This is a genomic window from Umezawaea endophytica (assembly GCF_025061645.1).
In the GTDB taxonomy this organism is placed as follows: Bacteria; Actinomycetota; Actinomycetes; order Mycobacteriales; family Pseudonocardiaceae; genus Umezawaea; species Umezawaea endophytica.
Genome location: NZ_JANYMP010000046.1, coordinates 1 through 24293, shown reverse-complemented (window position 1 = coordinate 24293; position 24293 = coordinate 1). Strand labels below are relative to the sequence as shown.

The following is a 24293-nucleotide window of genomic DNA, read 5'->3' as shown; positions in this document are numbered from 1 at the left end:
ACCGGTCGCTCATCGCGGCCGGTGCCGGCGTAATCTTTCGTCGTGAACCCGGACGTCGAAGCAGACATCAAGGACCTCTCCGCGACTCTCGGCAGCATCGAGGCGGTGATGGACCTCGACACGTTGCGCGCCCAGGTCGCCGATCTGGAGGAGCAGGCCGCTCTCCCGGACCTCTGGAACGACCAGGAGAAGGCGCAGAAGCTCACCAGCGAGCTGTCGCACAAGCAGGGTGAGCTCCGCCGCATCACGAACCTGCGCAGCCGCCTCGAAGACCTCGGCATCATGTACGAGCTCGCCGAGGCCGAGGACGACGCGGACAGCATCGCCGACGCCGACGCCGAACGGGCGAAGCTGCGCGAGGAAATCGCTTCCCTGGAAGTCCGCACGCTCCTCTCCGGCGAGTACGACGAGCGCAACGCGCTCATCACCGTGCGTGCCGAGGCGGGTGGCATCGACGCGGCGGACTTCGCCGAGATGCTGCTCCGCATGTACTCCCGCTGGGCCGAACGCCACGGCTACGGCGTCGACGTGTTCGACACGTCCTACGCCGAGGAGGCGGGCATCAAGTCCGCCACGTTCCGCGTGACGGCCCCGTACGCCTACGGCACGCTGTCCGTCGAGCAGGGCACGCACCGGCTCGTGCGGATCTCCCCGTTCGACAACCAGGGTCGCCGCCAGACGTCGTTCGCGGGCGTCGAGGTCGTGCCCGTGGTCGAGCAGACGGACCACGTCGAGATCGACGAGAAGGACCTCCGCGTCGACGTGTACCGGTCGTCCGGTCCCGGTGGTCAGGGCGTGAACACGACGGACTCCGCCGTGCGCCTCACGCACATCCCGACCGGGATCGTCGTGTCCTGCCAGAACGAGCGCTCGCAGTTGCAGAACAAGGCGACCGCGATGGCCGTCCTCCAGGCGAAGCTGCTCGAACGGCAGCGCCAGGAGGACAAGGACCGGATGGACGCGCTGAAGGACACCGGGTCGAGCTGGGGCAACCAGATGCGCTCGTACGTGCTGCACCCGTACCAGATGGTCAAGGACCTCCGGACCGAGCACGAGGTCGGCAACCCCGGCGCCGTGCTCGACGGGGAGATCGACGACTTCCTGGAGGCGGGCATCCGGTGGCGCAAGCAGCAGCAGTCGTCCTGACCGGTGACGAGTCGTCACGCTCCGCACTTCAGCGGGCGAGACGAAGGCTTTACCGGGCCCGCGAGTAGACTCCGCCCTCGTGATTCGCCTCGAACACGTTTCCAAGGTCTACAAGACCTCCACGCGCCCCGCACTCGACGATGTCTCGGTCGAGATGGACAAGGGCGAGTTCGTGTTCCTCATCGGACCTTCAGGGTCCGGAAAATCCACGTTCTTGCGCTTGCTGCTCCGTGAAGAGGTTCCGAGCAAGGGACGCGTCTACGTGTCCAACTTCGACGTCGCGAAGATGTCCCGGCGCAGGGTCCCCCGCCTGCGCCAGTCCATCGGCTGCGTCTTCCAGGACTTCCGACTGCTCGCCCAGAAGACCGTGGCGGAGAACGTCGCGTTCGCGCTGGAGGTCATCGGCAAGCCGAAGAACACCATCGTGAAGGTGGTGCCCGAGGTGCTCCAGCTCGTCGGGCTGGAGGGCAAGGCCGACCGCCTGCCGCACGAGTTGTCCGGTGGTGAGCAGCAGCGCGTGGCCATCGCGCGCGCGTTCGTGAACCGCCCGCTCGTGCTCATCGCCGACGAGCCGACCGGAAACCTGGACCCCGACACCAGCCAGGACATCATGCTGCTGCTGGAGCGGATCAACCGCACCGGCACGACCGTCGTGATGGCCACCCACGACCACGGGATCGTCGACTCCATGCGGCGACGCGTCGTCGAACTCGACAACGGTCGTGTCGTCCGAGACGACGCGCGGGGCGTCTACGGCGTAGGCCGCTAGCCCCCGCACTCCTTTCCCCGACCCCAAGGAACGCCACCCCCGATGCGTACCAGCTTCGTGTTCAGCGAGGTCGTCACCGGCCTGCGCCGGAACGTCACGATGACCATCGCGATGATCCTCACGACCGCTATCTCGCTCGGCCTGCTCGGTGGTGGTTTGCTCGTCGTCCGCATGGTCGACAAGATGCAGGCCAACTACCAGGGCAAGCTCGAAGTAGCGGTCCTGCTCACCAACGACGTCAGCGCGAACGACCAGGACTGCTCCAGTCAGCCCTGCTCCGGTCTGCGCACCTCGCTCCAGACGACGTCCGGCGTCGAGACGGTCGTCTTCGAGAACCGCGAGAAGGGCTTCGAGCGCTTCAAGCGGATCTTCGAGGCCCAGCCGGAACTGGTGAAGCTGGCCCGTCCGGAGGCCATCCCGGCCACGTTCCGGGTGAAGCTCGAAGACCCGGAACGCGCGGACGTGATCGTGCGGGAGTTCTCCGGCAAGGCGGGCGTGAAGAGCGTCGACGACCAGGGCAAGTTCCTGGACCGGCTGTTCAACGTCCTCAACGGCGTTCGCGACGGCGCGCTGTTCCTGGCGCTGCTGCAAGCCCTGGCCGCCCTGCTGCTGATCTCGAACACGATCCAGGTCTCCGCGTACACGCGGCGGACAGAGGTCGGCATCATGCGCCTGGTGGGCGCGACGCGGTGGTACACGCAGTTGCCGTTCCTCATCGAGGCGGTGGTCGCGGGCATCATCGGCGCCGTCGTCTCGGTCGTGGGCCTGATCCTGTTCAAGGCGTTCATCCTGGACAGGGTGCTCGGGGACCTGTTCTCGTCCGGCATCCTGCCGACGCTCGGGCAGCTCGACGTGCTGATCATCGCGCCGATCCTGTTCGGCGTGTCGGTGCTGATCTCGGCCTTGACCGGCTACGTCACCCTGCGCCTGTACGTCCGGCTTTAACCGCTGGCCCGGTCACGTAAAGTCGCATCATGGTCAAGGAACGCGGCAGGAAGGTGATCGCGTCGAACCGCAAGGCTCGGCACGACTACACCATCCTCGACGTCTTCGAAGCGGGTGTCGTGCTCGTCGGCACCGAGGTGAAGAGCCTCAGGCTCGGGCGAGCGTCCCTTGTGGACGCCTTCGCCCAGGTCGACGACGGCGAGATCTGGTTGCACGCGCTGCACATCCCCGAGTACGTGGCGGGGACGTGGACCAACCACGAGGTGCGGCGCAGGCGGAAGCTCCTGCTGCACAAGGGTGAGATCGAGCGGCTGATCGGCAAGACCAAGGAGAGCGGTCTGAGCCTGATCCCGCTGTCGATGTACTTCAGCGACGGGTACGTCAAGGTCGAGCTGGCGCTGGCGAAGGGCAAGAAGGCCTACGACAAGCGCCAGGACATCGCCAAGCGCGACGCCGACCGCGACATCCAGAAGGCCTACGGCCGGGCGCTGAAGGGCCGCGGGGGCCGGTACTGAACGGGCCCGAGAACGACGAGGGAGTCCCGGGCTGGGTCACCGGCCTGGGACTTCCCGGTCTCGTGGACCTGCACGTGCACTTCATGCCCGAACGGGTGCTCGCGAAGGTGTGGGCGTTCTTCGACCGCGCCGCCGCGCACTACGGCACGCCGTGGCCGATCCACTACCGCCTCCCCGAGCCGGACCGCCTGGACCGCCTGCGGGCGCTCGGCGTGGTCGGGTTCGCCCCGCTGGTGTACCCGCACAAGCCCGGCATGGGGGAGTGGCTCACCGAGTGGGCCGTCGACTTCGGGCGGCGCACGCCGGGGGCCGTGCCGACCGCGACCGTGTTCCCCGAACCGGGCGTGGAGGTCTACCTCGCCAAGGCGCTCGACGCGGGCGCCCGGTGCGTCAAGGCGCACGTCCAGGTGGGCGCGTACGACCCCGCGGACCCGCTGCTGGACGCCGCGTGGGGGCTGCTGGCCGAAGCGGGCGTGCCCGCCGTCGTGCACTGCGGCCACGGACCGGTGCCCGGCGCGCACACGGGCCTGGACCGCTACGAGGCCGTGCTGCGCAGGCACCCGCGGCTCACGGCCGTGATCGCGCACGCGGGGATGCCGGACTACGGCGCGGCACTGGACCTCGTGGCCGAGTACCCGAACGTGCACCTGGACACCACGATGGTGGGGGTGCCGTTCACCGAGCGGACCCAGCCGCTGCCCGCGGACTGGGCGGCGCGGATCGCGGACGTGCCGGACCGGGTCGTGCTCGGCACGGACTTCCCCAACATCCCGTACTCCTACGCGGAGCAGTTGCGGGCCATCGCGGGCTGGGCGGCCGCAGACGACCGCCTCGGGACGCCGTTCCTCCGCGCGGTGCTGCACGACAACCCCGCGCGCCTCCTGGGCTACCCGACGTCGAGGTAGGCGAGCACGGCCCGGACGCGGCGGTGCTCGGACGTGCTGGGCTCCAGCCCGAGCTTCGCGAAGATGTTGCCCACGTGCTTCTCGACGGCCCCGTCGGACACCACCAGCGACGCCGCGATGGCCGCGTTCGACAGGCCCTCGGCCATCAGCCCGAGCACCTCGCGCTCCCGCGCGGTCAGGTTGTCGACCGGGTTGCGCTTGCTGCGCGCCATGAGCTGCGTGATGACCTCGTGGTCGATGCTCGTGCCGCCGCCCGCGACCCGGCGCACGGCCGCGACGAACTCGGCGACGTCGGCCACCCGCTCCTTGAGCAGGTACCCGACGCCGCTCGCGCCACCGGCCAGCAGTTCGACCGCGTAGCGCTCCTCCACGTACTGCGAGAGCACCAGCACCGGCAGGTTCGGGATGCGCTTGCGGGCCTCGATCGCCGCCCGCAGCCCCTCGTCGGTGAACGTCGGGGGCATCCGCACGTCCACCAGCGCCAGGTCCGGCCGGTGCTCCTCGACGGCCTTGAGCAGCGCCACACCGTCGTCGACGGCGGCCACCGTCTCGATGCCCTCGTCGGCCAGCAACCGCTGGACCCCCACCCGCAGGAGGACCGAGTCCTCCGCGATCACCACGCGCACGGCAGCTCCGTCCGGATCACTGTCGGCCCACCGATGGGGCTGACCACGACGACCACGCCGTCAATGGTCGCAGCACGGTCCGCGAGCCCCGCGAGGCCTCCACCCGGACGCACCTCGGCACCGCCCTTGCCGTCGTCCGTGACCTCCACGACCACCGAGTGGTCGGTCCGGAACACCTTCACCTGGGCGCGCGTCGCACCCGCGTGCTTGGCGATGTTCGTCAACGTCTCGGCGACCGTGAAGTAGGCCGCGCTCTCCACCGCCGTCGGCGGCCGGGGCTCCACGTCCACGCTCAGGTCGACCGGGATCGGGCACTTCGAGACCAGCGACGACAGCGCCGGGTCCAGCCCGCGGTCGCCCAGCACGGACGGGTAGATGCCGCGGGCCAGGTCGCGCAGCTCGGAGATGGCGAGCTTCGCGTCCACGTGCGCCTCGGCGATCAGCTCGCGGGCGGCGTCCGGGTCCGACTCCATCTTCGTCTTCGCCCGGCCCAGCGTCATCGCCACCGAGACCAGCCGCTGCTGCGCGCCGTCGTGCAGGTCCCGTTCGATGCGCCGCCGCTCCGCCTCCGCCGAGTCGACGCCGCGTGCCCGGCTTGCCGCCAGCCGCTTCGTCTCGGCGGACAGCACGGCCGTGCGGGACGGGCCGAGGATCGACGACGCCAGCAGCCCGTGCAGGTGGCCCATACCCCGGAGCAGCGGCACCGTGAGCAGGCCCAGCAGCAGGCCCAGCACCGTCACGGGCAGCGCGTTGGTGAACGAGTTGATCGCCCACTCGCCGCCGGTCGGCAGGTCCACGACGAAGTACGACGGCAGGTTGCCCAGGTAGAGCGGGTACGCGACCAGGCTGATCACCACCGGCCAGAACACGACCACCGCGACGAACTCGACGATGCTCACCGGGAACATCAGCATCCAGTAGCCGAAGTCCCGCCAGCTCGCCGGATCGGTGAGGATCCCCTTCATCCGCGGCAGCAGCCCGCCCTCCTCCGGCAGCGGCCGGTACGGGCTCGGGATGTGGACGTCCAGCATCGTCCGCGTCCAAGCCCGCTCCAACGTCGACGCCCCGCGCGCCACCAGCAGTGTCACCGCCAGCAGCGGCACCCCGACCCAGACGACCGCCAACCCGATGCTGGTGGAGAACAGGCTGACGAGGAGCACGAACCACAGCGTGCTGAGGAAGAAGTTGAGCAGCAGGAACACGCTGGTCCTGGCAATCTTCGAAAGTGCTCGCGTCGTCATGTCCCCGCCTAGGTCCGTCTCGGTGTGCCAGACCAGCATCACCGGAGCGGGTCCCCCGAACCATCAGGTAGACCAGCGTGCCGGGGGTGGGGCCAGCCCTACCAAGCCTATTGGGATGAGACTCGGGCGCGGGGGCGTTATGCTGTGCGGAGCAACATCAGCAACACCCGACGGGGGTGAACGGTTTCGACTTTGTTCGTTGATTCAGGGGAAGCGTGCCGGTGCAGGCGAGAGACCACCGCAAGCGTCATCGCAAACCTATAAGCGCCAAGTCTAACGACCAGCGCGCGTTCGCCCTCGCCGCCTGAGGCTAGGGAAAACGCTGTCGGCCCGGAAGCGCCTCCGTTCCGGATCCCGGCATCAGCTAGGAGGCTCACCTCCAGTTCCGGGCACGGGAACTGGTTGGGAATCCCACAGTGTCTGGGCCTGTCAGACCGAACTTGTCAACGTGATCGGTCGGGCCGAGTAGAGACGTAGTTGACTGCGCACGGAGAAGCCCTGATGAGCCGGCAGAGGACCCGGGTTCGATTCCCGGCACCTCCATTCGTCCTAGAGCCATGCCCGCGGAGGACGCGGGCATGGCTCTTTTCGGTCATCACACCGGGGCTCCCGCCCCGGACCCCGAGGCAGGGCGGGCTTCGCCCCCTGCACCCCCCGGCGTGGCTGCCGATGGGTGCGGGTTTGGTCGGCCGCCTGCGGGTGGGCGTGGGTGTCGATGGGTGCGGGTTGCTGATCTTGTGGCCTTGTGGCTGGTTAGAGGTACTTACTGTGCGCGCAGTGTGTCTACCCAGGTTCGTGCGGCGGGTAGTCGGGTGGTGAGCAGGTCTTTTAGCGCCGTTTCGGCTTTGACCCAGGAACCGCTGTTCGGGGGGAACATCCTGGATGGCAGCGGCGGGATGCGTGGTTGCAGCCTTCGCCAGGCGTTGTGCAGGGTCACCACGTCCAGGAAGGCGTGCTCGGCCGAGTGGCGGTTCGCTGCCTCGTGTACTGCCCGGACGAAGTCGCCCGCTTCGCGCGCGGCTTCGTCGAGGTTCCAGCACCGTTCGGCGAGGCCCGGTCCGAAGCCCTGGTGTTCGGCGAGGAACAGGTCCGCGTAGCCGCTCAGTTCGGACTCCCGCAGCACTCGCTCCACCTCGGGGGCGAGCACCTCGGGGCCCAGCCACGTCCCGTTGCCCATCGGGGTGAGACCGGAGCGCTCCGGCAGCGCGCGCAGCGCGTGCCGGAGGTCTCGCCGGGCCTCGGGGACGCTGAAGAGCACCAGTAGCCAACGGGTCTGCTCGTCGACCCGGTCCGCCCAGCCGGGTTCGCCCGCCGCGACGAACCGGTGCCAGGCCCCGCTCATGGCGTACCCGGACACGCCGTCCCGTGCCGCCCGGTCGAGGTAGCCGCCCTTGTCCATCCGGTGCAGTGAGGTCCGCGCGGTCGCGGCGGGCAGACCGAGGGACGCCAGCAGCCGCACCCAGACCGCCGTCGGCAGCCAGGGGTCCCCGTCACCCCGGACACGCTGTTCCAGATCGGCTCCACGACCAAGGTGCACACCGCTGTCCTGGTGATGCGGTTGGTCGAGGAGGGCCGCATCGGGCTGGACGAGCCGGTCGGCGAGCAACTGCCCGGCTTCCGGCTCCCCGACGCGCACGCCACCCGCACCGTCACGCCACCCGCACCGTCACGCCCCGGCACCTGATGAGCATGTCCAGCGGCATCGACAACGGTCCGTACACCGACCACGGCGCGGGAGCGGACGCGGTGACCCGCTACGTCGAGGCGCTGGCCGACGTGCCGCTGTCGTTCCAGCCGGGCCGGGGCTTCGGCTACTCCAACGCCTCGACGACCATCTCCGGCAGGCTCGTCGAGCACGTCACCGGGTTGCCATGGGACCGGGTGCTGCGGGAGCGGCTGCTCGAACCCGCCGGCCTGGTCAACTCCGCCACCACCGCCGAGGAGGCGATCTGGAGGCGGCACGCGCTGGGGCACGTGGGCGGGGCGGACCCGCGCGTGCTGCGGCACTGGTCGCTCACGCGCTCGATGGGACCGGCGGGCGGCACGCTGTGCCAGAGCGCGGGTGACCTGGCCCGGTTCGCCGCGGTCTTCCTCAGCCGGGGCACCGCGCTCACCGGTGCGAAGATCCTGGCCGCCTCCTCGGTCGACCGGATGGTGACCCCGCAGGTGGCGGTGCCGCCGACGCTGGTGGCGGACTGGTGGGGGCTCGGCCCCTGCGGACGCTCCTGGGACGGCGGCACCCTGGTCGGGCACTCGGGCACGAACGTCGCCGGATCCTCCTACCTGCTGTGGGCGCCGGAGCACGACCTCGCCGTCGCGACCACGGTGAACTGCCCCTCCCTCGGCTACCCCTTCGCCGACGAGGTCTTCCGCGAGCTGTTCGGGAGCCTGGCGGGGATCACCCCGCGAGCTCCGGCACCGGTCTGCTCACCGGTCCACGACGCCGCCCGGCTCGTCGGGGCCTGCGAGATGAGCGGGGTCCGGCTGGAGGTGACCAACCTCGCCGCACGCTACGCAGTCGCGGAACGCCTGTTGCCCGCCCGGACGAGGGAACTGGTCACCCGGTCCCGTGTTCGTCCCCGCCGGCTCGGGACAGCCGACGCCTTCCAGTACGCGGTCCTCGGCGAGAACGGCACGGAGAGCTACGAGGTCGACTGCGCGGCGTGGACCAGGACCCCCGTCCCGGACCCCACCCCGGACCACGCACCGCACGAGCTCCCCTCGCCCGACGGCAAGCACCTGGCCTTCCGGCGCGGGCACGACCTGTGGGTCCGGGAGGCGGCGACGGGCCTGGAACGGCAGCTCACCTCCGACGGCACCGAGGACCAGCCCTACGCGCGCACGCCCGACGCGAACGACAGCACCGCGCTGCTGGCCACCTTCGGCATCTCCCCGCCGCCGCTGGCCGTCTGGTCACCGGACTCCACCCGCCTGCTCACCCACCGCATCGACCAGCGCGGACTGGGTCTGATGCACCTGGTTCGCGCCGCCCCGCCGGACGGCGGTCGACCTGAGCTGCGCTCCTTCCGGTACGCGATGGTGAACGACCCCGAGGTGTGCACCGGCAGGTCTACCGGGTCGGCCTCGACGGCGGGGACCTCCGGCGGGTCACCGACGACGACCTCGAGCACGACCTCGCGGCGTCCCCGTCCGGGCGGTACGCCGTCGACGTCGCCTCCGACCTGGCCACCCCGTCCGTCTCGGTCCTGCGCGGCCTCGACACCGGCGAGGTGCTGCCGCTGGAACGGGCCGACCCGACGGCGTTGCTGGCCACGGGCTGGACACCACCGGAGCGCTTTCGGGCGCTCGCCGCCGACGGGACCACCCCGGTCTACGGCGTCCTCCACCGTTCGGCTAGTGGGCGGCGGCCTCCGCTGGTCGCGGGATAGCGTCCGGTTCCCTGGTGATGCCCTTGTCGCCTCTGGTCAAGAGGGTGAAGGCGAGGGTCGCCGCGATGGTGAGGCCTGCCATGACGGCCGCCATCGGGAGGACGCTCTCCGTGCCCGCCGCGCCCACCACCGGGGCGATGAGGCCGCCCGCGAGGAATTGCAGGACGCCCAGCAGGGCCGAGGCGCTGCCCGCCGCTTCCGGGTGGCGGTTCATGGCGAGGCTGGCGGCGTTGGGGAGCAGGACGCCGACGCTGGTGGTCAGCAGGAAGAGCGCAGGCAGGAAGGTGAGCAGGCCGCCGCCCAGCACGCCCGCGGCCAGCAGGCCGGCGCCGCCCGTGGTGGCCATGCCCAGGCCTGCCTTGAGGAGCGTCCTGGGCATGAGCTTGCCCGTTAGCCAGGTGTTGAGCAGGCCTGCCAGGAGGATGCCCAGTGAGTTGACGCCGAAGACGAGGCTGAACTGCTGGGGGCTCAGGCCGAAGACCTTCTGGAGTACGAAGCTGGCGCCCGAGACGTAGGCGAAGAGGCTGCCGAGGGCGAACGAGGCCGCCAGGGCGTAGCCGAGGAAGTAGCGGTCCCTGAGGAGTTTGCCGAAGGTCCTGAGGGTGCCCCTGAGGTTGGCGGGGACCCGGTTCTCGGGTTTGTGGGTTTCCGGTAGGGCGAAGGCGAGGATGGTCAGCAGGATCGCGCCGATGATGGCGAGGACCAGGAAGGTGCCCCGCCAGCTCGTGAGGCGGAGCACCTGGCCGCCGAGCACCGGCGCGATCACCGGGCCCAGGCCGTTGACCAGCATGAGCAGGCTCATGAACTTGGCCATGGCGAGACCGGAGAAGAGGTCCCTGGCGACGGCCGTGGCCACGACGAAACCCGCCGCCACGCCCAGGGCCTGGATGAAGCGCAGGCCCGCCAGCGCCAGCGCCGTGGGGGCGATGGCGCAGAGCAGGGAGAACGTGATGTAGGCGGCCAGGCCTACCAGCAGCGGTTTCCGGCGGCCGATGGCGTCCGAGATCGGGCCCGCCAGCAGTTGGCCCAGTGCCAGGCCGATGATGAACGTGGTGAGGCTGAGCTGGATCTGCGGGGCCGCCGCTTCCAGTTCGGTGGCCATGCTGGGGAACGCTGGTAGGTACATGTCGATCGACATCGGGCCCAGGGTGCAGAGGGCCCCCAGTAGCCCCACTAGCTTCAGTCTGGTCGGGCCTGCCTCGGTGGGCGTCATCTTCTCCCCGGCGAAGTGTGCGGTGGCGTCGCTTGGAGCAACGCCACCGCTGCGGGTTTTTAGTCCTGCGTCAGCAGGGCGCGGGCCGCGCGGAGTTCCCGCGGCATGTTCCAGCCGAGGACGCCCACCAGGTCACCGTCGTGGTGGTAGTGGGCGATGAACTTGCGGTCGGCCGGGTTGCCCTGCGCGACGGTCATCGTCGAACCGGGCGGGAAGATGCCGTACGCCTGGATCTTCGCGTCGAACTGGTCGGTCCAGAAGTACGGGATCGGCGTGAACGGCTTCGGGTCGCCGAGGATGTTCTTGGCCACGGCCATCGCCTGCTCGGTGGCGTTCATCCGGTGTTCGACCCGCATGTCGACCTTGAAGCGCTCGTTGTGCCAGCGGGCCACGTCGCCCGCGGCGTAGACGGTCGGGACGGCCTGGCAGGTGGAGTCGCACAGGACCCCGTCCCGCAGGGGGATGCCGCTCGACTCCAGCCAGTCGGTCGCCGGCGTGGAGCCGATGGCCACCAGGACCACGTCGGCGTCGACGGTGGTGCCGTCGGCGAGTTCCACGCCGGTGACCTCGGTGTCGCCGAGCAGCCGGTTCACGCCGACACCGGTCTTCACCACGACGCCGTTGTCCCGGTGCAGGTCGCCGATCCAGCCGCCCAGTTCGTCGCCGAACTGGCGGGACATCGGGACCGGCGCCAGGTCGACGAGGGTGACGTCGAGGCCGAGGGTGCGGGCCGCCGCGGCGGCTTCCGAGCCGAGGAACCCCGCGCCCACCACGGCCACCGAGGTGGCCCCGGCCAGTGCCGCCCGCAGCGCCAGCGCGTCGTCCACCGTGCGGAGGACGTGGACGCCGCGCAGGTCGTGACCCTGCCGGAGCTTGAGCGGGCGGACGCCGGTGGCGATGACCAGCCGGTCGTACGGGACGTGGTCGCCGGACGCCAGCGCGACCGACCGCTTCCCCAGGTCGACGCCGGTGGCCGTCGCGCCCAACCGGAGGCCGACGTCCAGGCGCTGGTAGGTGGCGTCGTCGCGGAACGCGGTGCGCTCCGGTTCCCACGTCCCCAGCAGCACCTGCTTGGACAGCGGCGGGCGGTCGTAGGGGAGGTGCAGTTCGTCGCCGATCAGGGTGATGAGGCCGTCGAAGCCCCCGCGGCGCAGGGATTCGGCGGTGGTCAGCCCCGCCGCCGAGGCCCCCACCACCACGACGCGTCCGATGTCGGGCATCACTCGGCCAGGTGGATGACGAGTGCGGGGCACAGCACGGCGGCCTCGCGCGTCGCGTCGTGCAGGTGGGGAGCGGGCGCCTCGTCCAGCAGCACCACGATCCCGTCCTCGTCGCGCTGGTCGAAGACGTCCGGGGCGGCGAGGACGCACTGGCCCGCGCCGACGCAGCCGTCTTCGTCGATGCTCACGCGCATGGGGTGTTCTCCTTGAAGAGGTGTGGGGTTACCAGGCGACGGGGAGCGAGCGGACGCCGTAGACGAGGGTGTTGTCCTTGAACCTCAGCTCCTCGAACGGGACGTCCAGGCGCAGGGTGGGGATGCGGGTGAACAGCGTGCTGAACACCTGCTGGAGTTCGACCCGCGCGAGCTGCTGGCCCAGGCACTGGTGGGCGCCGTAGCCGAACGCGAGGTGCGCGGACGCCTTGCGGTGGACGTCGAGCTGGTCGGCGTTCGGGAAGGCGGCGGTGTCGCGGTTGCCCGACGCCAGCGACGTGACCAGCCATTCGCCCGCGCGCAGCGTCTCATCGCCGAGCGGGATGTCCTCGGTGATGGCCCGGAACAGGCCGAACTGCACGACGGACAGGTAGCGCAGCATCTCCTCGACGGCCGCGGGCACCAGGTCGGGGTTCGCCCGCAGCTCTTCGAGCTGGTCGGGGTTGCGCAGCAGGGTCAAGGTGCTCAACGTGATCATGTTCGCGGTCGTCTCGTGGCCCGCGACCAGCAGCGACAGGGCGAGGACGACGAGCTCCGCGACGGTCAGGGGCTGGCCCGCGTCCTGGGCGCGCTTGATGAGCCGGGAGATCAGGTCGTCGGTGGGGTTCCGCATCTTGTCGACGACGAGCTGCGAGACGAACCCCTGGATCTCCGCGTTGGCCTGGATCGCGACGTCCGGGTCGACGTCGACCGAGGTCAGGATGCCGCTCTGCTGCTGGAACCGGTCGCGCTGCTCGTAGGGCACGCCGAGCAGCTCGCAGATCACCAGCGACGGGATCGGCAGGGCGAAGTCGCGGACCAGGTCGACGGGTTCGGTGCTCGCGAGCATCGCGTCGATGTGGTCGTCGATCAGCTTCTGGATGTACGGGCGCAGGGCCTGGATGCGCTTGACGGTGAACTCGGCCGTCAGGAGCCTGCGCAGGCGGGCGTGCGCCTCGCCGTCGGTCTGGATGATCGAGCCGGGGTTCATCGGCGTGGTGAAGTCGGCCTGCGGGTTGGCGTGGCCCATGACGGGCACCGCGGAGCTGAGGCCGGGGCTGTTGAGCACGACGCGGACGTCGTCGTACCTGGTCACGAGCCAGGCGTCGATGCCCGCGGGGCAGGAGACGCGGGCGATCGGCTCCTTCTCGCGGAACTCCTGGTAGCCCACGGCGGGGTCGAACGGGCAGTCCTTCGACCGTTCTGTCGGGAATGTCCCGGTGCTCGGTTTGCTCAGTGCCTCGGTCATCGCGTACCCCTCGTGGTGGTGAAGATCGTGGCAGTAACTGCCACGATGTCCACACTGCCAGTGAGTGAGTCGTGACGGCAAGTGGCCGAAGTCACGTACCGGGAACGCGCTGGTGGCGGTGCTAGCCTCCCCTTCGGTTGTCCGACCCGAGGAGGTGGGCGTGGGTATCCGAGAGCAGAAGATGGCCCGGACGCGCCGGCTGATCTCGGAGAAGGCCTTCGAGCTGTTCACCTGCAACGGCTACCAGCAGACCACGATCGAGCAGATCGCCGTCGCCGCCGAGGTGGGCCCGCGCACCCTCTACCGCTACTTCCCGACGAAGGAGACGCTCGTCGTCGAGTTCGTCCGGACGAGCCTCTTCGACGCGCTGGAGGAACTCCACGCCCAGCCGGTCGCGCCGCTGCCGGTCGCGCTGAACACGGTCATCGGCCGCGTCCTCGACGTCATGGCGACCGACCCGGCGCGCGTGCTGGCCGTCTACGACATCTCCGGACCGAACGGCTCGGTGCGGGCGCAGCTCGGCGACGTCCTGTGGTCGTGGCGCGACGCGCTGGCGGCCGAGGTCGCCCAGCGGCTCGACGATCCGTCCGACCGCGTCACCGCGCAACTCACGGCGGCGCTCGCCATCAACGTCATCGAGGTCGTCGTGCGGTCCTGGGTGAACAGCGGTGGCACGGCGGACATGCGCACCCTCGCCGCCGAGACGACGGCCCTGCTGCGCGACGGGAAGATCCCGGTGCCGACGCCGGATCAGGCGTAGCGCTCGGCCAGCGCGGCGAACGCCGCCTTCGGCTCCCAGCGCAGGTCCGGGTAGGTCTCGCCGAACCCGTTCTCCAGCACCTTCACCACGCCGTAGCTCGCCACGTCGAAGTTCTTCGCGGGGTCCTCGCCGTACGGGAGGTTGTAGGTGACGAACGTGCACACGAACGCCGTGCCGATGCCCGTGCTCTCCAGCACGTCGAGCACCTCCCGCAGGTAGGTGGCCTGCTCCTGCTCGTCGTGGACGTACTCGCCCTTGAGCGCCACCGGCCGGGCGCCGTCCCAGTCGAGCATGAACGCGCCGCGCGCGCCGAGGTCGGCCGCGCCGCGGTGGGTGGTGCAGCCGAACTCGGTGATCGCCGTGGGCTTGTCCAGCGCGCCGAAGGCCCGCATCTCGTCCTCGTACCCGTCCGCGACCTCCACCGACCGGTAGCCCGCGTCGGTCGCGATGATGTCGAACGGCTCCCAGTCGACCTGCTCGAAACCCAGTGACGCGTAGGTGATCCGGCCGCCGAACCGCTCGCGCACGACGTCGACGGCCCGAGCGAGGAAGTCGTTGAGCAACTTGGGGACGGCGGCGAGCGCGACGCCGAGTTCCGGTGGCCGTCCGGTGATCAGCGCGAGCCGCTCGTCGAGCGTGTCGCCGGGCAGGAAGCCGGTCGTGAACAGGGTCAGCTCGGACCCGGTGACCAGCACGACCTCCGCGCCGCCCAGGCGGATCTTCTCGGCGCGTTCGGCCACGTCGGCGAGCAGGTCCAGGAGTTCGCCGGTGGTCAGGTCGTTGGTGAACGGCGAGATCCACACCTCCAGGTCGACCGCGGCGGCGTGGACGGCGGCGACCTCCAGTCGGTCGACGTGGCCGCCGGTGATCCGGACGGCGTCGCAGTGCAGGTCCTCGCGGATGATCCGCATCTCGCGCCGCACGACGTCCGGGTCGAACGGCTCGTGCGTGCTGGAGCCCCCGCTGCGGAAGCCCGTGTCGTAGGTGATGCCGTGCCTCATGACTCCTCCTTAAGGTACTGGGAGTACCTTAAGGAGGACCGTAGCGGGCGGTCGACAGTCGGCGCAAGGTACGGTGAGTACCTAATCCGGGAGGGTGCATGGTCGGTGCGCGACGGCGCGGAGCCGCGCTGGAGGAAGCGATCCTCCAGGCCGCGGTGGAGGAGCTGACCGAGTCCGGCTATCCGGGGCTGACCATGGACCGGGTCGCGAAACGGGCCGGTACCAACAAGAACGCCATCTACCGGCGGTGGCCGAACCGGGCCGCGCTCGGCATCGCCGCGTACCACCGGCTGACCACGACCACCGTCGAGGTGCCGGACACCGGCGAGCTGCGCGGCGACGTCCTGGAACTGCTGCGGATGGCGAACCGGACGTGGTCGTCGCCCTATGGCGAGATCCTGCGCGGACTGCTGGCGGACCCGGACCTGCTGGAGCGCATGCGGGAGCGGTCCACCGACGACGGGGCGTGGATGTGGCTGACCGTCCTCGGCCGCGCCGTGGCCAGGGGCGAGGTGCGGCCCGGAGCACTGCACCCGCGCGTGGCCACGGTCGCGGTGGCGTTGCTGCGCAACGAGTTCGTCACCCGAGGCGTGCCGAACGCGCCCGACGACGTGCTGGTCGAGATCGTGGACGAGGTCTACCTGCCGCTGCTCCGGTCGCGGTAGAGGTCCCGCAGGGTCGCGACCTCGGCGCCGTGGTGGATGACCTCGCGGTTGACGTGCAGCACGAGCGTGGCGAACGGGTGGGCGTGGTACGGGCCCTCCGCGGGACCGCACGGCCGCGCGAGTCCTTCGTCGTCCAGCGCCGAAACCCCCTTGTGCCAGGCGGCGTACGACTCCTGGAGGTAGTCCAGACCGGCCTGCGCGGTACCCGGCCAGCGCACGGCGTCCAGGTCGAACCCGTCGCCGAAGTGGTTGGCGGCTCGCGCGTCCAGCACGACCGACGCGATGTGCGAGATCCGCCAGGCGATCGTGGTGAACGGCGGCGGCACGGGCGGCGGGGTCGCCCAGTCGAGCGTGAACCCGCCCCCACCGTCCGGGCGCACGTTCCAGCACCCGTCGACCGGCTCCCAGAGGTACTCCTCGTCGGTGAGCCCCTCCAACCGCGGCACCAGGTGCTTGTGCCAGTGGAAGTCGAGTTGCTCGACCAGTTCGTTCGTCCAGTTCAGGTCCATGTCCCGACCGTAGGACCCATCGCGGACAACGGCTGTCACCGACGGGCGGGCGGGGCGGTCATCGGGTCCTCCGGCCACCGGTGCTTCGGGTACCGGCCGCGCAACTCGGACCTGACCTGCGCGTACCCCGTTCGCCAGAACGAGGCCAGGTCGCCGGTCACGGCCGTCGCGCGGCCCGCGGGCGTCAGCAGGTGCAACACCACGGGTACCCGGCCGTCCGCGATGCGGGGCGTGTCGACCCAGCCGAACACCTCCTGCACCTTCACCGGCAGCGCCGGGTTGTCGCCGGTGTAGTCGACCCGGATCCGCGACCCCGACGGCACTTCGAGGCGGTCGGGCGCCAGTTCGTCGAGCCGACTGGCCGCGGGCCACGGGAGGAGTTGGCGGACCACCTTCTCCGCGTCGACCTTCGTCAGGTCCGCGCGCCTGCGGGCGTTGCCGAGCCAGCCGTCGACGCCCGCGAGCAGCGCCTCGTCGGTCATCTCGGGCCACGGGTCGCCGAGCACCCGGTGCAGGAACTCCAGCCGTTCCCGCAACCTCGTGGCGTCGGCGTGCCAGCGCAGCAGGCCCAGCCCCTCGGACCGCAGCCCGGCGACCAGCGCCGCCCGCACGGCGGCCGGGTCCGGATCGCGCAACGGCTTGCTGGACAACACGATCGCGCCGAGCCTGCGGACCCGGTTCGCCACCACGTCCTGCTCCCAGCGCACCTCGTCCACAGTGGACACCAGTGCCGGAGCGGCTTGCACGGCAAGCGTTTCGTCGACCCGCGCGGCCAGCCGGATGCGGCCGTGGCTGCGGCCCGGCTCGCGGTCGGCCACGGCGACGGCCAGCCACTCGGCGTCCCCGAGCCCGTTGCCGTGCGGCAGTTCGGCGGCCGTGCCACCGGCCATCAGGTACACGCCGCCTCCGCCGGATCGCCTGCGCGCCAACCGTTCCGGGTGCGCCAGCGCGACGACGAGAGCCGGGTCGTCGTGCCCCTTGCCGCTGACCAGTTCGGCGAGTCGGCGAGCTTCTCGGGACCAGCGCTTGGACCGGTCGTTGTGCCCGGAACGCAGGTCCCGCAACGCGGTCGACAGCTCCGCGCTGTCGGTGAGGGCGTCGTCGTCCAGCAGCGCCACCACCTCCGCCGCGGCTCGCGCACCCACCTCGGCCGCGCCGTCCAGCAGGGCGCGCGCCAACCGGGGGTGCAGGCCGAGGCCGGACATCCGCCTGCCCCGGTCGGTCGCGTGCCCGTCGGCGTCGAGCGCGCCCAACGCCCGCAGCACCGTGCGGCCGACCTCCAGCGCGCCCGCGGGCGGGGCGTCCCACCAGTTCAGCGCCGTGCCGTCGGGAGTGCCCCAGCAGGCCAGTTCCAGCGCGAGCCTGGTCAGGTCGGCGGTCTTGATCTCGGGTTCGGGGTAGCGGGGGAGCGTGCTGTGCTCGTGCTCCGGCCAGCACCGGTACACGTGCCCCGGCGCTTCACGGCCCGCGCGACCGGCGCGCTGGTCGGCCACGGCCATCGACACGCGCACCGTCGCCAGGCCGGACAGGCCGCGCCGGTGGTCGACGCGCGGCACCCGTGACAGGCCGGAGTCGACCACGGCCCGCACCCCCGGCACGGTCAGGCTCGACTCGGCGATGGCGGTCGACAGCACGATCCGGCGGCGGGCCCCCGGCTTCAACGCGGCGTCCTGCGTACCCGCCGACAGCCGCCCGTGCAGGGTGAGCACGTCCACGTCCGGCAGCGACAGGAGCGCGGCCGTGCGACGGATCTCGGCCGCACCGGGGAGGAACACCAGCACGTCACCGTCTACTTCGGACAGTGCCCGTCGGGTCGCGCGGGCCACGCACGCCTCGATCCGCTCCTTGCGCGCGGGCGTCACGTAGTCCGTCGTGGTGGGGTAGGTCCGGGCCTCGGCGCGCAGCACGGGCGCGTCGCCCAGCAGTTCGGCCAGCCGGTCCGCCGCGACGGTCGCCGACGTCGCCAGCAGCCGCAGGTCCGGCCGCAGCCCGGCACGGGCGTCGAGCAGCAGCGCCAGCAGCAGGTCCGCGTCCAGGTGCCGCTCGTGGCACTCGTCCAGCAGGACCGTGCCCACGCCCGCCAGTTCCGGGTCGGACTGGAGCCTGCGCACCAGCAACCCCGAGGTCACGACCTCGATCCGGGTCGCGGCCGACACCTTGCGGTCGCCGCGCACCGAGTAGCCGACCGTTCGCCCCACCGGCTCGCCCAGCAGCGACGCCATCCGCGCGGCGGCGGCACGGGCCGCGATCCGCCGCGGCTCGGCCACGACCACCCGCCCGGTGTGCGCCTCGGCCAGCGCCAACGGCACCAGCGTGGTCTTGCCGGTGCCCGGCGGCGCGACCAGCACCGCGCACCCGTGCTCGGCGAGCGCGCCGACGACGTCGCCGAGCACGGCCCGGACTGGCAGGTTCGGCAGCTCCACGGTGAGCCAGTGTGCCAACCCGCGGCCGGACGTCGGTGCGGGGGAAGGGCCGTGACGTGTCAGGCTGAGCGGGTGGTTGACCCGCTGCACGACCCCGACGACCCGGACCTGCTCGACCCCTACCGCGCCCGTGAACTGGCCGCGCTCGTGGAGACGGCCAGGGTCGCGTCCGGCGCGGTCCGGTACGGCAAGGTCGGGAAGGTCGGCTGCGCGACCGTCGTGGTCAACCGCGACAACCCGTTCCCGTCCGGCAACTTCGCGTGCGCGCTCGACGGGTCGTCGGCCGAGGTCGCGGGCACGCTGATGCGGCTGGAGCAGACGTTCGCGGACATCGGCCGCGCCGAGGCCGTGGTGTACGCGTCGCCGACGACCGTGGCCGAGATCGAGGGCATCGCGGACGACGCGGGCTGGTACGCCGTCGAGGAGTCGATGGCCGTCGTGCACTGCGGCCGGACCGACGCCTCACCCCGCGTGCGACCGGCGCGGGACACCGACCTGGAGCACATCGGCGGGCTCGTGGCGGACGAGCTGGGGTTGCGGATGAGCGGCCAGCGGCGGCTCGTGCGGCACCTCGGGCAGCGGTGGGACGACCCGCGCTGCGTGCAGCTCGTGGTCGACGACGGCGAGCGGCTCGTCGGGTTCGCGAGCGGGTTCACCGAACGCGGCGTGGGGCTCGTGGAGCAGGTCGTGGTGCTGCCCGCCCGGCGTCGTCGGGGGCTCGGAGGGGACCTGGTGGCGAGCACCGCCGCCGCGTTGAGGTCGGTCGGCGCGCTGCTCGTGGCGGCTCACGTCGACGAGGGCGGAGCCGGTGAGCGGTTCGCCGAAGCCTGTGGATTTTCCGGCGGATACCCGGTTACGGCGTACGCACGCAGGGTGGACGAGCTCCTGGATTGAGATTCCAGGGCGCGGGGCTATATCTTTAGCACAGCTAAACGATGCTGGGAGGCCGTGCGTGCAGGGGATCGCCGTTGTCAGACCCCGACTTCCCAACGAGGTGTGGGTGCTCGTTGTGGCGAGCTTCATCATCGCCATCGGCTTCGGGATCGTCGCCCCGGTGCTGCCCATGTACGCGGCGAGCTTCGACGTCGGCACCACGGCCGTCTCCGCGGTGGTCAGCGCGTTCGCCCTGGTCAGGCTGCTGTTCGCGCCGGTCGGCGGGCGCCTGGTGTCCCGCTTCGGCGAGACGCAGACCTACATCTGGGGCATCGTCATCGTCGCACTGGCCACCGGCGCGTGCGGCTTCGCCACCCACTTCTGGCAGCTCATCGTGTTCCGCTCGATCGCGGGCGTCGGCTCCACGATGTTCACCGTCGCCGCCGTCGGCCTGCTCATCCGGCTGACCCCGGCCCCGCTGCGCGGCCGCGCGTCCGGCCTGTGGGCCACCGGCTTCCTGCTCGGCAACATCGCGGGCCCGATCGTCGGCGCGGGCCTGGTCGGCTTCAGCATCCAGACCCCGTTCGTCGCCTACGCCGTCGCACTGTTCATCGCCGCCCTGTTCGTCTGGCTGTTCCTGCGCCGCTCCACGCTCGCCGCGATCGACCAGAACAGGTCGCAGCCGACGATGGCCGTCCGCGAAGCCTTCGCCTACGCCTCGTACCGCGCCTCGCTCGCGTCCGGCTTCGCCAACGGCTGGGCCGTGTTCGGCCTGCGCATCTCCCTGGTGCCGCTGTTCGTCGTGGAAGCGCTGCACGGCAGCCCCGCCGTGGCGGGCGTCTCCCTCTCCGTGTTCGCCGCGGGCAACGCCGCCGTCCTCATGCTGTCCGGCAGGCTCTCCGACAGCATCGGCCGCAAGCCCATGGCCATCGCGGGCCTCGCCGTCTCCGCCGTCGGCACGTTCGGCATGGGCTTCAGCGGCACCGTGACCCTGTTCATGGTCGCCTCGCTGGTGGCGGGCATCGGCGCGGGCCTGCTCAACCCGCCGCAGAACGCCGTCGTCGCCGACGTCATCGGCTCGAACGCCAAGGGCGGCCCGGTGCTGGCCGCGTTCCAGATGGTCACCGACTTCGGCGCCATCGTCGGCCCGCTGCTCGCGGGCGTGCTCGTCGACCGCTTCTCCTACCAGGCCGCTTTCACCGTGACCGGCGTCATCATGCTCATCGGCCTCGCCTTCTGGCTCGTGGCCGAGGAAACCCTCCCCAAGGCGGACGACCCGCATGTCGGCGTGGCCGTGGCGGGCGAGTGCGGCGTGGTCGGCGAAGGCCCCGAACTGCCCACCGGCGAACGCGTCGGAGGCCGCCCGAGCCAGCCGGACGCGTGAGCGCTCAGGTTCTGCTCAGTCTTCGCGGCTAGCCTTCGGTCGAACAGGCGGACCGGGAAGGACGCGAACGACGTGGGTGGCGCGGAGCGGAACGCTCGCAAGAAGAAGCAGCAGCAGATGGCGGCGAAGTCGGTGACCGCGGCCCGCGGTTCAGCGAGCTCGTCCGACCGCAACAAGATCCTCATCGGCGTGGCCGTCGTGGCGGTCCTCGCCGCGGGCGTCATCGGCGCCGTGCTGCTGAGCAAACCGTCCGAACCCCAAGCCCTCACCCCGGCGGCGAACCTGAAACCCCTGTCCGTCCCCGTGCAGCGGCAGCCGGACGCCACCGTGCTGGTGGGCAAGGACACCGCGAAGGTCACCGTCGACGTGTACGAGGACTTCCTCTGCCCCGTCTGCGGCACCTTCGAGGACAAGTACGGAGACCAGTTGAGGCAACACGTGGAAGCAGGCGACCTCAAGGTCCGCTACCACGTACTACCCCTCCTGGTCCGCCTCTCGGACCCCGAGGGCTACTCCCGCGACAGCGCCAACGCCGCCGTCTGCGCGGCCGACGCGGGCAAGTTCCCCGAGTACCACGACTCCCTCTACGCCAGCCAACCGGAGGAGAACGGCCCCGGCTACACCAAGGCCCAACTGGTGCAGCTCGGCACCGACCTCGGCATCACCGGCGACACCTTCAAGTCCTGTGTGGAATCCGGCACCTACCACCAGGCCCTCGAAGCCGACCTCGACAAGGCCGACAACACCCCCCACCTCCAGGCCGAACGCAGAGACGGCAGCAAGGGCTTCCAAGGCACCCCGTCGGTCGCCGTGGGCGACAAGCTCATCAGCATCGACAACGAGAACTGGATCTCCGACCTCCTCAAGGGCTGAGATCGACCACCAGCGACCGGCCCTGCGTAGACGGGCCGGTCGCCGGGTCGTCTATCAGGGCGAACGCGGTGGGGGGACCCCCGATTTTTATTCGATGGGGACGATGTTGTACGGTATGAGCACACGAGAACGACGGGCCAACCGCCGGGAAACGTGGAAGCACGGGGCTGTGGCGCAGCTGGTAGCGCATCACACTGGCAGTGTGAGGGTCAGGGGTTCGAGTCCCCTCAGCTCCACCAGTACTAAGGCCGCTTACCGATCACGGTAAGCGGCCTTTTTACCGCAACCAGTACCGCAACGGTGGGCTAACTGACGCTCTCTCAGTCAGCGTCGAAGAACGTTCCCATGGTGTCCAGTGCGTCACGCTGAACACGCTCGATCACCTCGACGTAGGTTCCGGTCGTGACCGTGATCGAGCTGTGCCGCAGGATTCGTTGAACGGTCGCCGCTTCCACTCCCATCGTGAACAACAGCGTCGCGCACGAGTGCCGAAGGTCGTGCACCCGAACCTGCCGCACCTTCGCCTTTGTGCACAGCACGCCGAACATCCTGTTGACGTTGCGCGGCTCGATAGGACCACCCAGCTTGGTCGTGAAGACCAGTCCAGATTCCCGCCAGGCCTTCCCAGCCTCGAAGCGTTCTTCGAGCTGCCGTTTCCGGTGAGCCTGGAGCACCCTCACTAGCGGAGTCGGCAGCGGGATCGTTGCGTTCGAGCCCTCCGTCTTCACGTCCTCCAACTTGAGTTGCCGATCAACGCGGTGCAGAGCCTGCCGAACGGTGAGCCGCTGGTTCACCAGGTCGACGTCATCCCACGAAAGGCCGAGGGATTCGCCCCGTCGGAGCCCCACCGCCAACGCGACCGCCCAGAGTGCGTAGAGCCGATGTTCACGAGCCGCGGTGAGCAGCCGCCGTGCCTCTTCGGCGGTGAACGCCCGGACCTTGTGGCCATCGGTGACGGTGAGCTGGACCAAGCGGGCAACGTTGCGCGCCAACAGATCCTCGTCCACTGCGTCCTGGAGAGCCGCCCGCATCACTCGCAGGAGATGGCGGATCGAGCTGGACGACAGGTACGCCTTGCAGCATTCCGGTTTGGCCTTCGCGCAGCACTGAGCCTTACCGTTCCGCGTTGCCGCTCGTGCCGCATCCTTCCCCTGCGCACAGCACTGGCAGACCTTGCGCAGCCCGCCGAGCCACGTCCGAATGTGCGCGGCCTGCAACGCCTTGAGCTTCCGCTTGCCGAGCCCCGGAATGATGTGCAGCCGAACGGCACCCTCGTACGTGGTGAACGTCGTCCGGCGAATCGAGGGCTCGGCGATCTCGTACAGCCAGTACCGCATGTACTCGCCCACGGTCATCGTCGTCGTGATCGCGGGCAGACCACGCCGTTCCTGATCCTTGAGCTTGGTGACTTGGTCGTGGCACTCGTCCCAGTCCTTGCCGTAGACGCTTACCCGCTTGCGGGTGCCTTCGGTCGTCGTGACGAAGATCTGCGCCTCGTACCGGCCGTCCTTGCGCTGCCGAATGTGTCCCTCGCCATTCCGGCGCTTCTTGCCGGAAGCCTTTCGGCGACTGCTTGAGTCGTCAGGTTCCGGAGACCCGATTGCCGTCTTCGCAGCCATTTATGTCACCTCTTCGATAAGCCCACGCACGTAATCGTCGAGGGATGCTTGGACGATCCGGCGACTACGCCCGATCTGGACGGACTGAACGGCGTTATCCCAAATCAGTCGATAAACGGTCCACTTGCTGACCGACAGCGTGTCTGCGGCAGCTTGGACGGTGATGAGAGACGGAGTCACACTGCTGGTCATTTGTTCTCCTCGGCGTCGTACTTGCGGCGACGGTGCTCGCGCACTCGTTCGGAGATGGCCGAGGCCAGTTCGCGTTCGGCGTCGTTGGCGTAGCCGGACCCGGTCCATTGCCAGTCGTTGACGACGGTGACGGAGTCGGCGGTGTAGCCGAGGCGGTCGAGGGTTTCCTGTGCGCGGAACGCGCGACGTTCCCCACGGATGGCGCGGAAGGTGGTCGAGTAGGCCTTGGACTTGGAGAGGAAGTGGCCGCGGAAGCCGAGCATGTGAGCCCAGCGGACGAGGTTGAGTTCGGCGTACTGCGGCAGGTGCCCGAGGTCCCATGCGGTCTGGATCATCGCGCGGTGGTGAGTGGCGACCCGCAGGTAGTCGATCTCCAGTTGGGACTTGATCGGGCGGTCTGCGGCTTCGGTCTTGCCGGTGCCCTTGGTGGCGTACTTGGCGACGTATCCGGCGAGGCGTTGTTCGCTGATCGCGCCGGACTCGTCTTCCACCTCGTGAGCAGCGTTGGCGCGGATCGGCTGTGCGTCGACCTGGGTGCCCCACGCCAAGAGGAGTTCGGTTCCATCCGGTCGGACCGCCGTGACC

The 24293-nt window shown here is 70.2% G+C and carries 25 protein-coding genes, 1 tRNA gene, 1 other RNA gene and 1 pseudogene; 15 read left to right on the top strand and 13 right to left on the bottom strand.

Annotated elements, in window-relative coordinates; translation table 11 throughout:
• Positions 1–42: 42 nt before the first annotated feature.
• From prfB to NZH93_RS47045, 5 genes are all read left to right on the top strand, one after another.
• Positions 43–1146 (top strand): peptide chain release factor 2, encoded by a 1104-nt coding sequence (gene prfB / locus NZH93_RS47065; protein ID WP_259629887.1) that lies wholly within the window; start codon positions 43–45, stop codon positions 1144–1146.
• 79 nt (positions 1147–1225) lie between these two features.
• Positions 1226–1915: a cell division ATP-binding protein FtsE gene (gene ftsE / locus NZH93_RS47060; RefSeq protein WP_259629886.1), complete on the top strand. Its 690-nt coding sequence runs from the start codon at positions 1226–1228 to the stop codon at positions 1913–1915.
• A gap of 42 nt (positions 1916–1957) precedes the next feature.
• On the top strand, positions 1958–2860 hold the full coding sequence (ftsX, locus tag NZH93_RS47055; protein ID WP_259629885.1) for a permease-like cell division protein FtsX: 903 nt from the start codon (positions 1958–1960) through the stop codon (positions 2858–2860).
• A 29-nt stretch (positions 2861–2889) separates the two neighbouring features.
• Positions 2890–3375 carry an SsrA-binding protein SmpB gene (smpB, locus tag NZH93_RS47050; RefSeq protein WP_259629884.1) on the top strand — a complete coding sequence of 162 codons (486 nt, stop codon included), beginning with the start codon at positions 2890–2892 and terminating at the stop codon, positions 3373–3375.
• A complete protein-coding gene (locus tag NZH93_RS47045; protein WP_259629918.1) occupies positions 3372–4280 on the top strand; it encodes an amidohydrolase family protein in 909 nt (302 codons plus the stop codon). Before smpB ends, NZH93_RS47045 begins: the two co-directional genes overlap by 4 nt.
• Here the strand turns inward: NZH93_RS47045 and NZH93_RS47040 are convergent.
• Positions 4262–4906: a response regulator transcription factor gene (locus tag NZH93_RS47040; protein WP_259629883.1), complete on the bottom strand. Its 645-nt coding sequence runs from the start codon at positions 4904–4906 to the stop codon at positions 4262–4264. The genes NZH93_RS47045 and NZH93_RS47040 overlap by 19 nt on opposite strands.
• Positions 4894–6147 (bottom strand): sensor histidine kinase, encoded by a 1254-nt coding sequence (locus tag NZH93_RS47035; protein ID WP_259629882.1) that lies wholly within the window; start codon positions 6145–6147, stop codon positions 4894–4896. Before NZH93_RS47035 ends, NZH93_RS47040 begins: the two co-directional genes overlap by 13 nt.
• A gap of 172 nt (positions 6148–6319) precedes the next feature.
• On the opposite strand from NZH93_RS47035, the gene ssrA reads away from it, so the two are divergent.
• Positions 6320–6693, top strand: a transfer-messenger RNA (tmRNA) gene (gene ssrA, locus NZH93_RS47030).
• A 217-nt stretch (positions 6694–6910) separates the two neighbouring features.
• Here ssrA and NZH93_RS47025 read toward each other — a convergent pair.
• Complete coding sequence (locus NZH93_RS47025) at positions 6911–7684, bottom strand: PaaX family transcriptional regulator C-terminal domain-containing protein (RefSeq protein WP_259629881.1); 774 nt, start codon at positions 7682–7684, stop codon at positions 6911–6913.
• Between NZH93_RS47025 and NZH93_RS47020 the strand changes: the two genes are divergently transcribed.
• The 3 genes and pseudogenes from NZH93_RS47020 (at position 7652) to NZH93_RS47010 (ending at position 9536) form a co-directional block, all read left to right on the top strand.
• Complete coding sequence (locus NZH93_RS47020) at positions 7652–7831, top strand: serine hydrolase (RefSeq protein ID WP_276025357.1); 180 nt, start codon at positions 7652–7654, stop codon at positions 7829–7831. The two genes, NZH93_RS47025 and NZH93_RS47020, sit on opposite strands and share 33 nt — an antisense overlap.
• Positions 7831–9138 (top strand): annotated as a pseudogene (locus tag NZH93_RS51370) (serine hydrolase domain-containing protein); the annotation flags it as partial. The gene NZH93_RS47020 and the pseudogene NZH93_RS51370, both read left to right, overlap by 1 nt.
• A gap of 65 nt (positions 9139–9203) precedes the next feature.
• The gene (locus tag NZH93_RS47010) at positions 9204–9536 is read left to right on the top strand and encodes a DPP IV N-terminal domain-containing protein (protein ID WP_259629879.1); all 333 of its coding nucleotides are present in this window, start codon (positions 9204–9206) and stop codon (positions 9534–9536) included.
• Here NZH93_RS47010 and NZH93_RS47005 read toward each other — a convergent pair.
• The 4 genes from NZH93_RS47005 to NZH93_RS46990 are packed head-to-tail and all read right to left on the bottom strand — an operon-like array spanning position 9502 to position 13409.
• Complete coding sequence (locus NZH93_RS47005; protein WP_259629878.1) at positions 9502–10749, bottom strand: multidrug effflux MFS transporter; 1248 nt, start codon at positions 10747–10749, stop codon at positions 9502–9504. The two genes, NZH93_RS47010 and NZH93_RS47005, sit on opposite strands and share 35 nt — an antisense overlap.
• 59 nt (positions 10750–10808) lie before the next feature.
• Positions 10809–11969 (bottom strand): NAD(P)/FAD-dependent oxidoreductase, encoded by a 1161-nt coding sequence (locus NZH93_RS47000; RefSeq protein WP_259629877.1) that lies wholly within the window; start codon positions 11967–11969, stop codon positions 10809–10811.
• A complete protein-coding gene (locus NZH93_RS46995) occupies positions 11969–12163 on the bottom strand; it encodes a ferredoxin (protein WP_259629876.1) in 195 nt (64 codons plus the stop codon). The genes NZH93_RS47000 and NZH93_RS46995 overlap by 1 nt, the downstream gene beginning before the upstream one ends.
• Positions 12164–12191: 28 nt before the next feature.
• Positions 12192–13409 carry a cytochrome P450 gene (locus NZH93_RS46990; protein WP_259629875.1) on the bottom strand — a complete coding sequence of 406 codons (1218 nt, stop codon included), beginning with the start codon at positions 13407–13409 and terminating at the stop codon, positions 12192–12194.
• Between the two features lie 160 nt (positions 13410–13569).
• On the opposite strand from NZH93_RS46990, the gene NZH93_RS46985 reads away from it, so the two are divergent.
• The gene (locus NZH93_RS46985) at positions 13570–14169 is read left to right on the top strand and encodes a TetR/AcrR family transcriptional regulator (protein ID WP_259629874.1); all 600 of its coding nucleotides are present in this window, start codon (positions 13570–13572) and stop codon (positions 14167–14169) included.
• Here NZH93_RS46985 and NZH93_RS46980 read toward each other — a convergent pair.
• Positions 14160–15170 carry a glycoside hydrolase family 113 protein gene (locus NZH93_RS46980; protein WP_259629873.1) on the bottom strand — a complete coding sequence of 337 codons (1011 nt, stop codon included), beginning with the start codon at positions 15168–15170 and terminating at the stop codon, positions 14160–14162. The two genes, NZH93_RS46985 and NZH93_RS46980, sit on opposite strands and share 10 nt — an antisense overlap.
• A 98-nt stretch (positions 15171–15268) precedes the next feature.
• On the opposite strand from NZH93_RS46980, the gene NZH93_RS46975 reads away from it, so the two are divergent.
• Positions 15269–15835 carry a TetR/AcrR family transcriptional regulator gene (locus NZH93_RS46975; protein WP_259629872.1) on the top strand — a complete coding sequence of 189 codons (567 nt, stop codon included), beginning with the start codon at positions 15269–15271 and terminating at the stop codon, positions 15833–15835.
• Here NZH93_RS46975 and NZH93_RS46970 read toward each other — a convergent pair.
• Entirely contained in the window at positions 15808–16344 is a 537-nt protein-coding gene (locus tag NZH93_RS46970; protein WP_259629871.1) for a DinB family protein, read from the bottom strand. The genes NZH93_RS46975 and NZH93_RS46970 overlap by 28 nt on opposite strands.
• Positions 16345–16379: 35 nt before the next feature.
• Positions 16380–18767: an ATP-dependent helicase HrpB gene (hrpB, locus tag NZH93_RS46965; RefSeq protein WP_259629870.1), complete on the bottom strand. Its 2388-nt coding sequence runs from the start codon at positions 18765–18767 to the stop codon at positions 16380–16382.
• Positions 18768–18839: 72 nt separating this feature from the next.
• Here hrpB and NZH93_RS46960 point away from each other — a divergent pair, with 72 nt between their 5' ends.
• The 4 genes from NZH93_RS46960 (at position 18840) to NZH93_RS46945 (ending at position 22136) form a co-directional block, all read left to right on the top strand.
• On the top strand, positions 18840–19661 hold the full coding sequence (locus tag NZH93_RS46960) for a GNAT family N-acetyltransferase (protein ID WP_259629869.1): 822 nt from the start codon (positions 18840–18842) through the stop codon (positions 19659–19661).
• Between the two features lie 106 nt (positions 19662–19767).
• A complete protein-coding gene (locus NZH93_RS46955) occupies positions 19768–21024 on the top strand; it encodes an MFS transporter (protein WP_308214311.1) in 1257 nt (418 codons plus the stop codon).
• Positions 21025–21096: 72 nt separating this feature from the next.
• Complete coding sequence (locus NZH93_RS46950; RefSeq protein ID WP_259629867.1) at positions 21097–21897, top strand: DsbA family protein; 801 nt, start codon at positions 21097–21099, stop codon at positions 21895–21897.
• Between the two features lie 163 nt (positions 21898–22060).
• Positions 22061–22136 (top strand) — tRNA-Ala (locus tag NZH93_RS46945).
• 81 nt (positions 22137–22217) lie between these two features.
• Here NZH93_RS46945 and NZH93_RS46940 read toward each other — a convergent pair.
• The 3 genes from NZH93_RS46940 to NZH93_RS46935 all read right to left on the bottom strand — a co-directional run.
• Positions 22218–23516 carry a tyrosine-type recombinase/integrase gene (locus tag NZH93_RS46940; RefSeq protein ID WP_259629866.1) on the bottom strand — a complete coding sequence of 433 codons (1299 nt, stop codon included), beginning with the start codon at positions 23514–23516 and terminating at the stop codon, positions 22218–22220.
• Positions 23517–23708, bottom strand: a complete 192-nt coding sequence (locus tag NZH93_RS51365; protein WP_372507023.1) for an excisionase family DNA-binding protein — start codon at positions 23706–23708, stop codon at positions 23517–23519. It lies immediately after the preceding gene.
• Positions 23705–24293 (bottom strand): replication initiator (locus NZH93_RS46935; protein WP_372507021.1); only part of this gene is annotated, 589 nt, incomplete at its 5' end. The genes NZH93_RS51365 and NZH93_RS46935, both read right to left, overlap by 4 nt.

Excerpts from the sequence above, each read along its gene's own strand:
- ftsX (WP_259629885.1), top strand. The coding sequence starts at position 1,958 with ATGCGTACCAGCTTCGTGTTCAGCGAGGTCGTCACCGGCCTGCGCCGG.
- NZH93_RS46940 (WP_259629866.1), bottom strand. The coding sequence starts at position 23,516 with ATGGCTGCGAAGACGGCAATCGGGTCTCCGGAACCTGACGACTCAAGC.
- NZH93_RS47000 (WP_259629877.1), bottom strand. The coding sequence starts at position 11,969 with ATGCCCGACATCGGACGCGTCGTGGTGGTGGGGGCCTCGGCGGCGGGG.
- NZH93_RS46975 (WP_259629872.1), top strand. The coding sequence starts at position 15,269 with ATGGTCGGTGCGCGACGGCGCGGAGCCGCGCTGGAGGAAGCGATCCTC.
- smpB (WP_259629884.1), top strand. The coding sequence starts at position 2,890 with ATGGTCAAGGAACGCGGCAGGAAGGTGATCGCGTCGAACCGCAAGGCT.
- NZH93_RS46970 (WP_259629871.1), bottom strand. The coding sequence starts at position 16,344 with ATGGACCTGAACTGGACGAACGAACTGGTCGAGCAACTCGACTTCCAC.
- NZH93_RS51365 (WP_372507023.1), bottom strand. The coding sequence starts at position 23,708 with ATGACCAGCAGTGTGACTCCGTCTCTCATCACCGTCCAAGCTGCCGCA.
- NZH93_RS46995 (WP_259629876.1), bottom strand. The coding sequence starts at position 12,163 with ATGCGCGTGAGCATCGACGAAGACGGCTGCGTCGGCGCGGGCCAGTGC.
- NZH93_RS46990 (WP_259629875.1), bottom strand. The coding sequence starts at position 13,409 with ATGACCGAGGCACTGAGCAAACCGAGCACCGGGACATTCCCGACAGAA.
- NZH93_RS47005 (WP_259629878.1), bottom strand. The coding sequence starts at position 10,749 with ATGACGCCCACCGAGGCAGGCCCGACCAGACTGAAGCTAGTGGGGCTA.
- NZH93_RS47035 (WP_259629882.1), bottom strand. The coding sequence starts at position 6,147 with ATGACGACGCGAGCACTTTCGAAGATTGCCAGGACCAGCGTGTTCCTG.
- NZH93_RS46980 (WP_259629873.1), bottom strand. The coding sequence starts at position 15,170 with ATGAGGCACGGCATCACCTACGACACGGGCTTCCGCAGCGGGGGCTCC.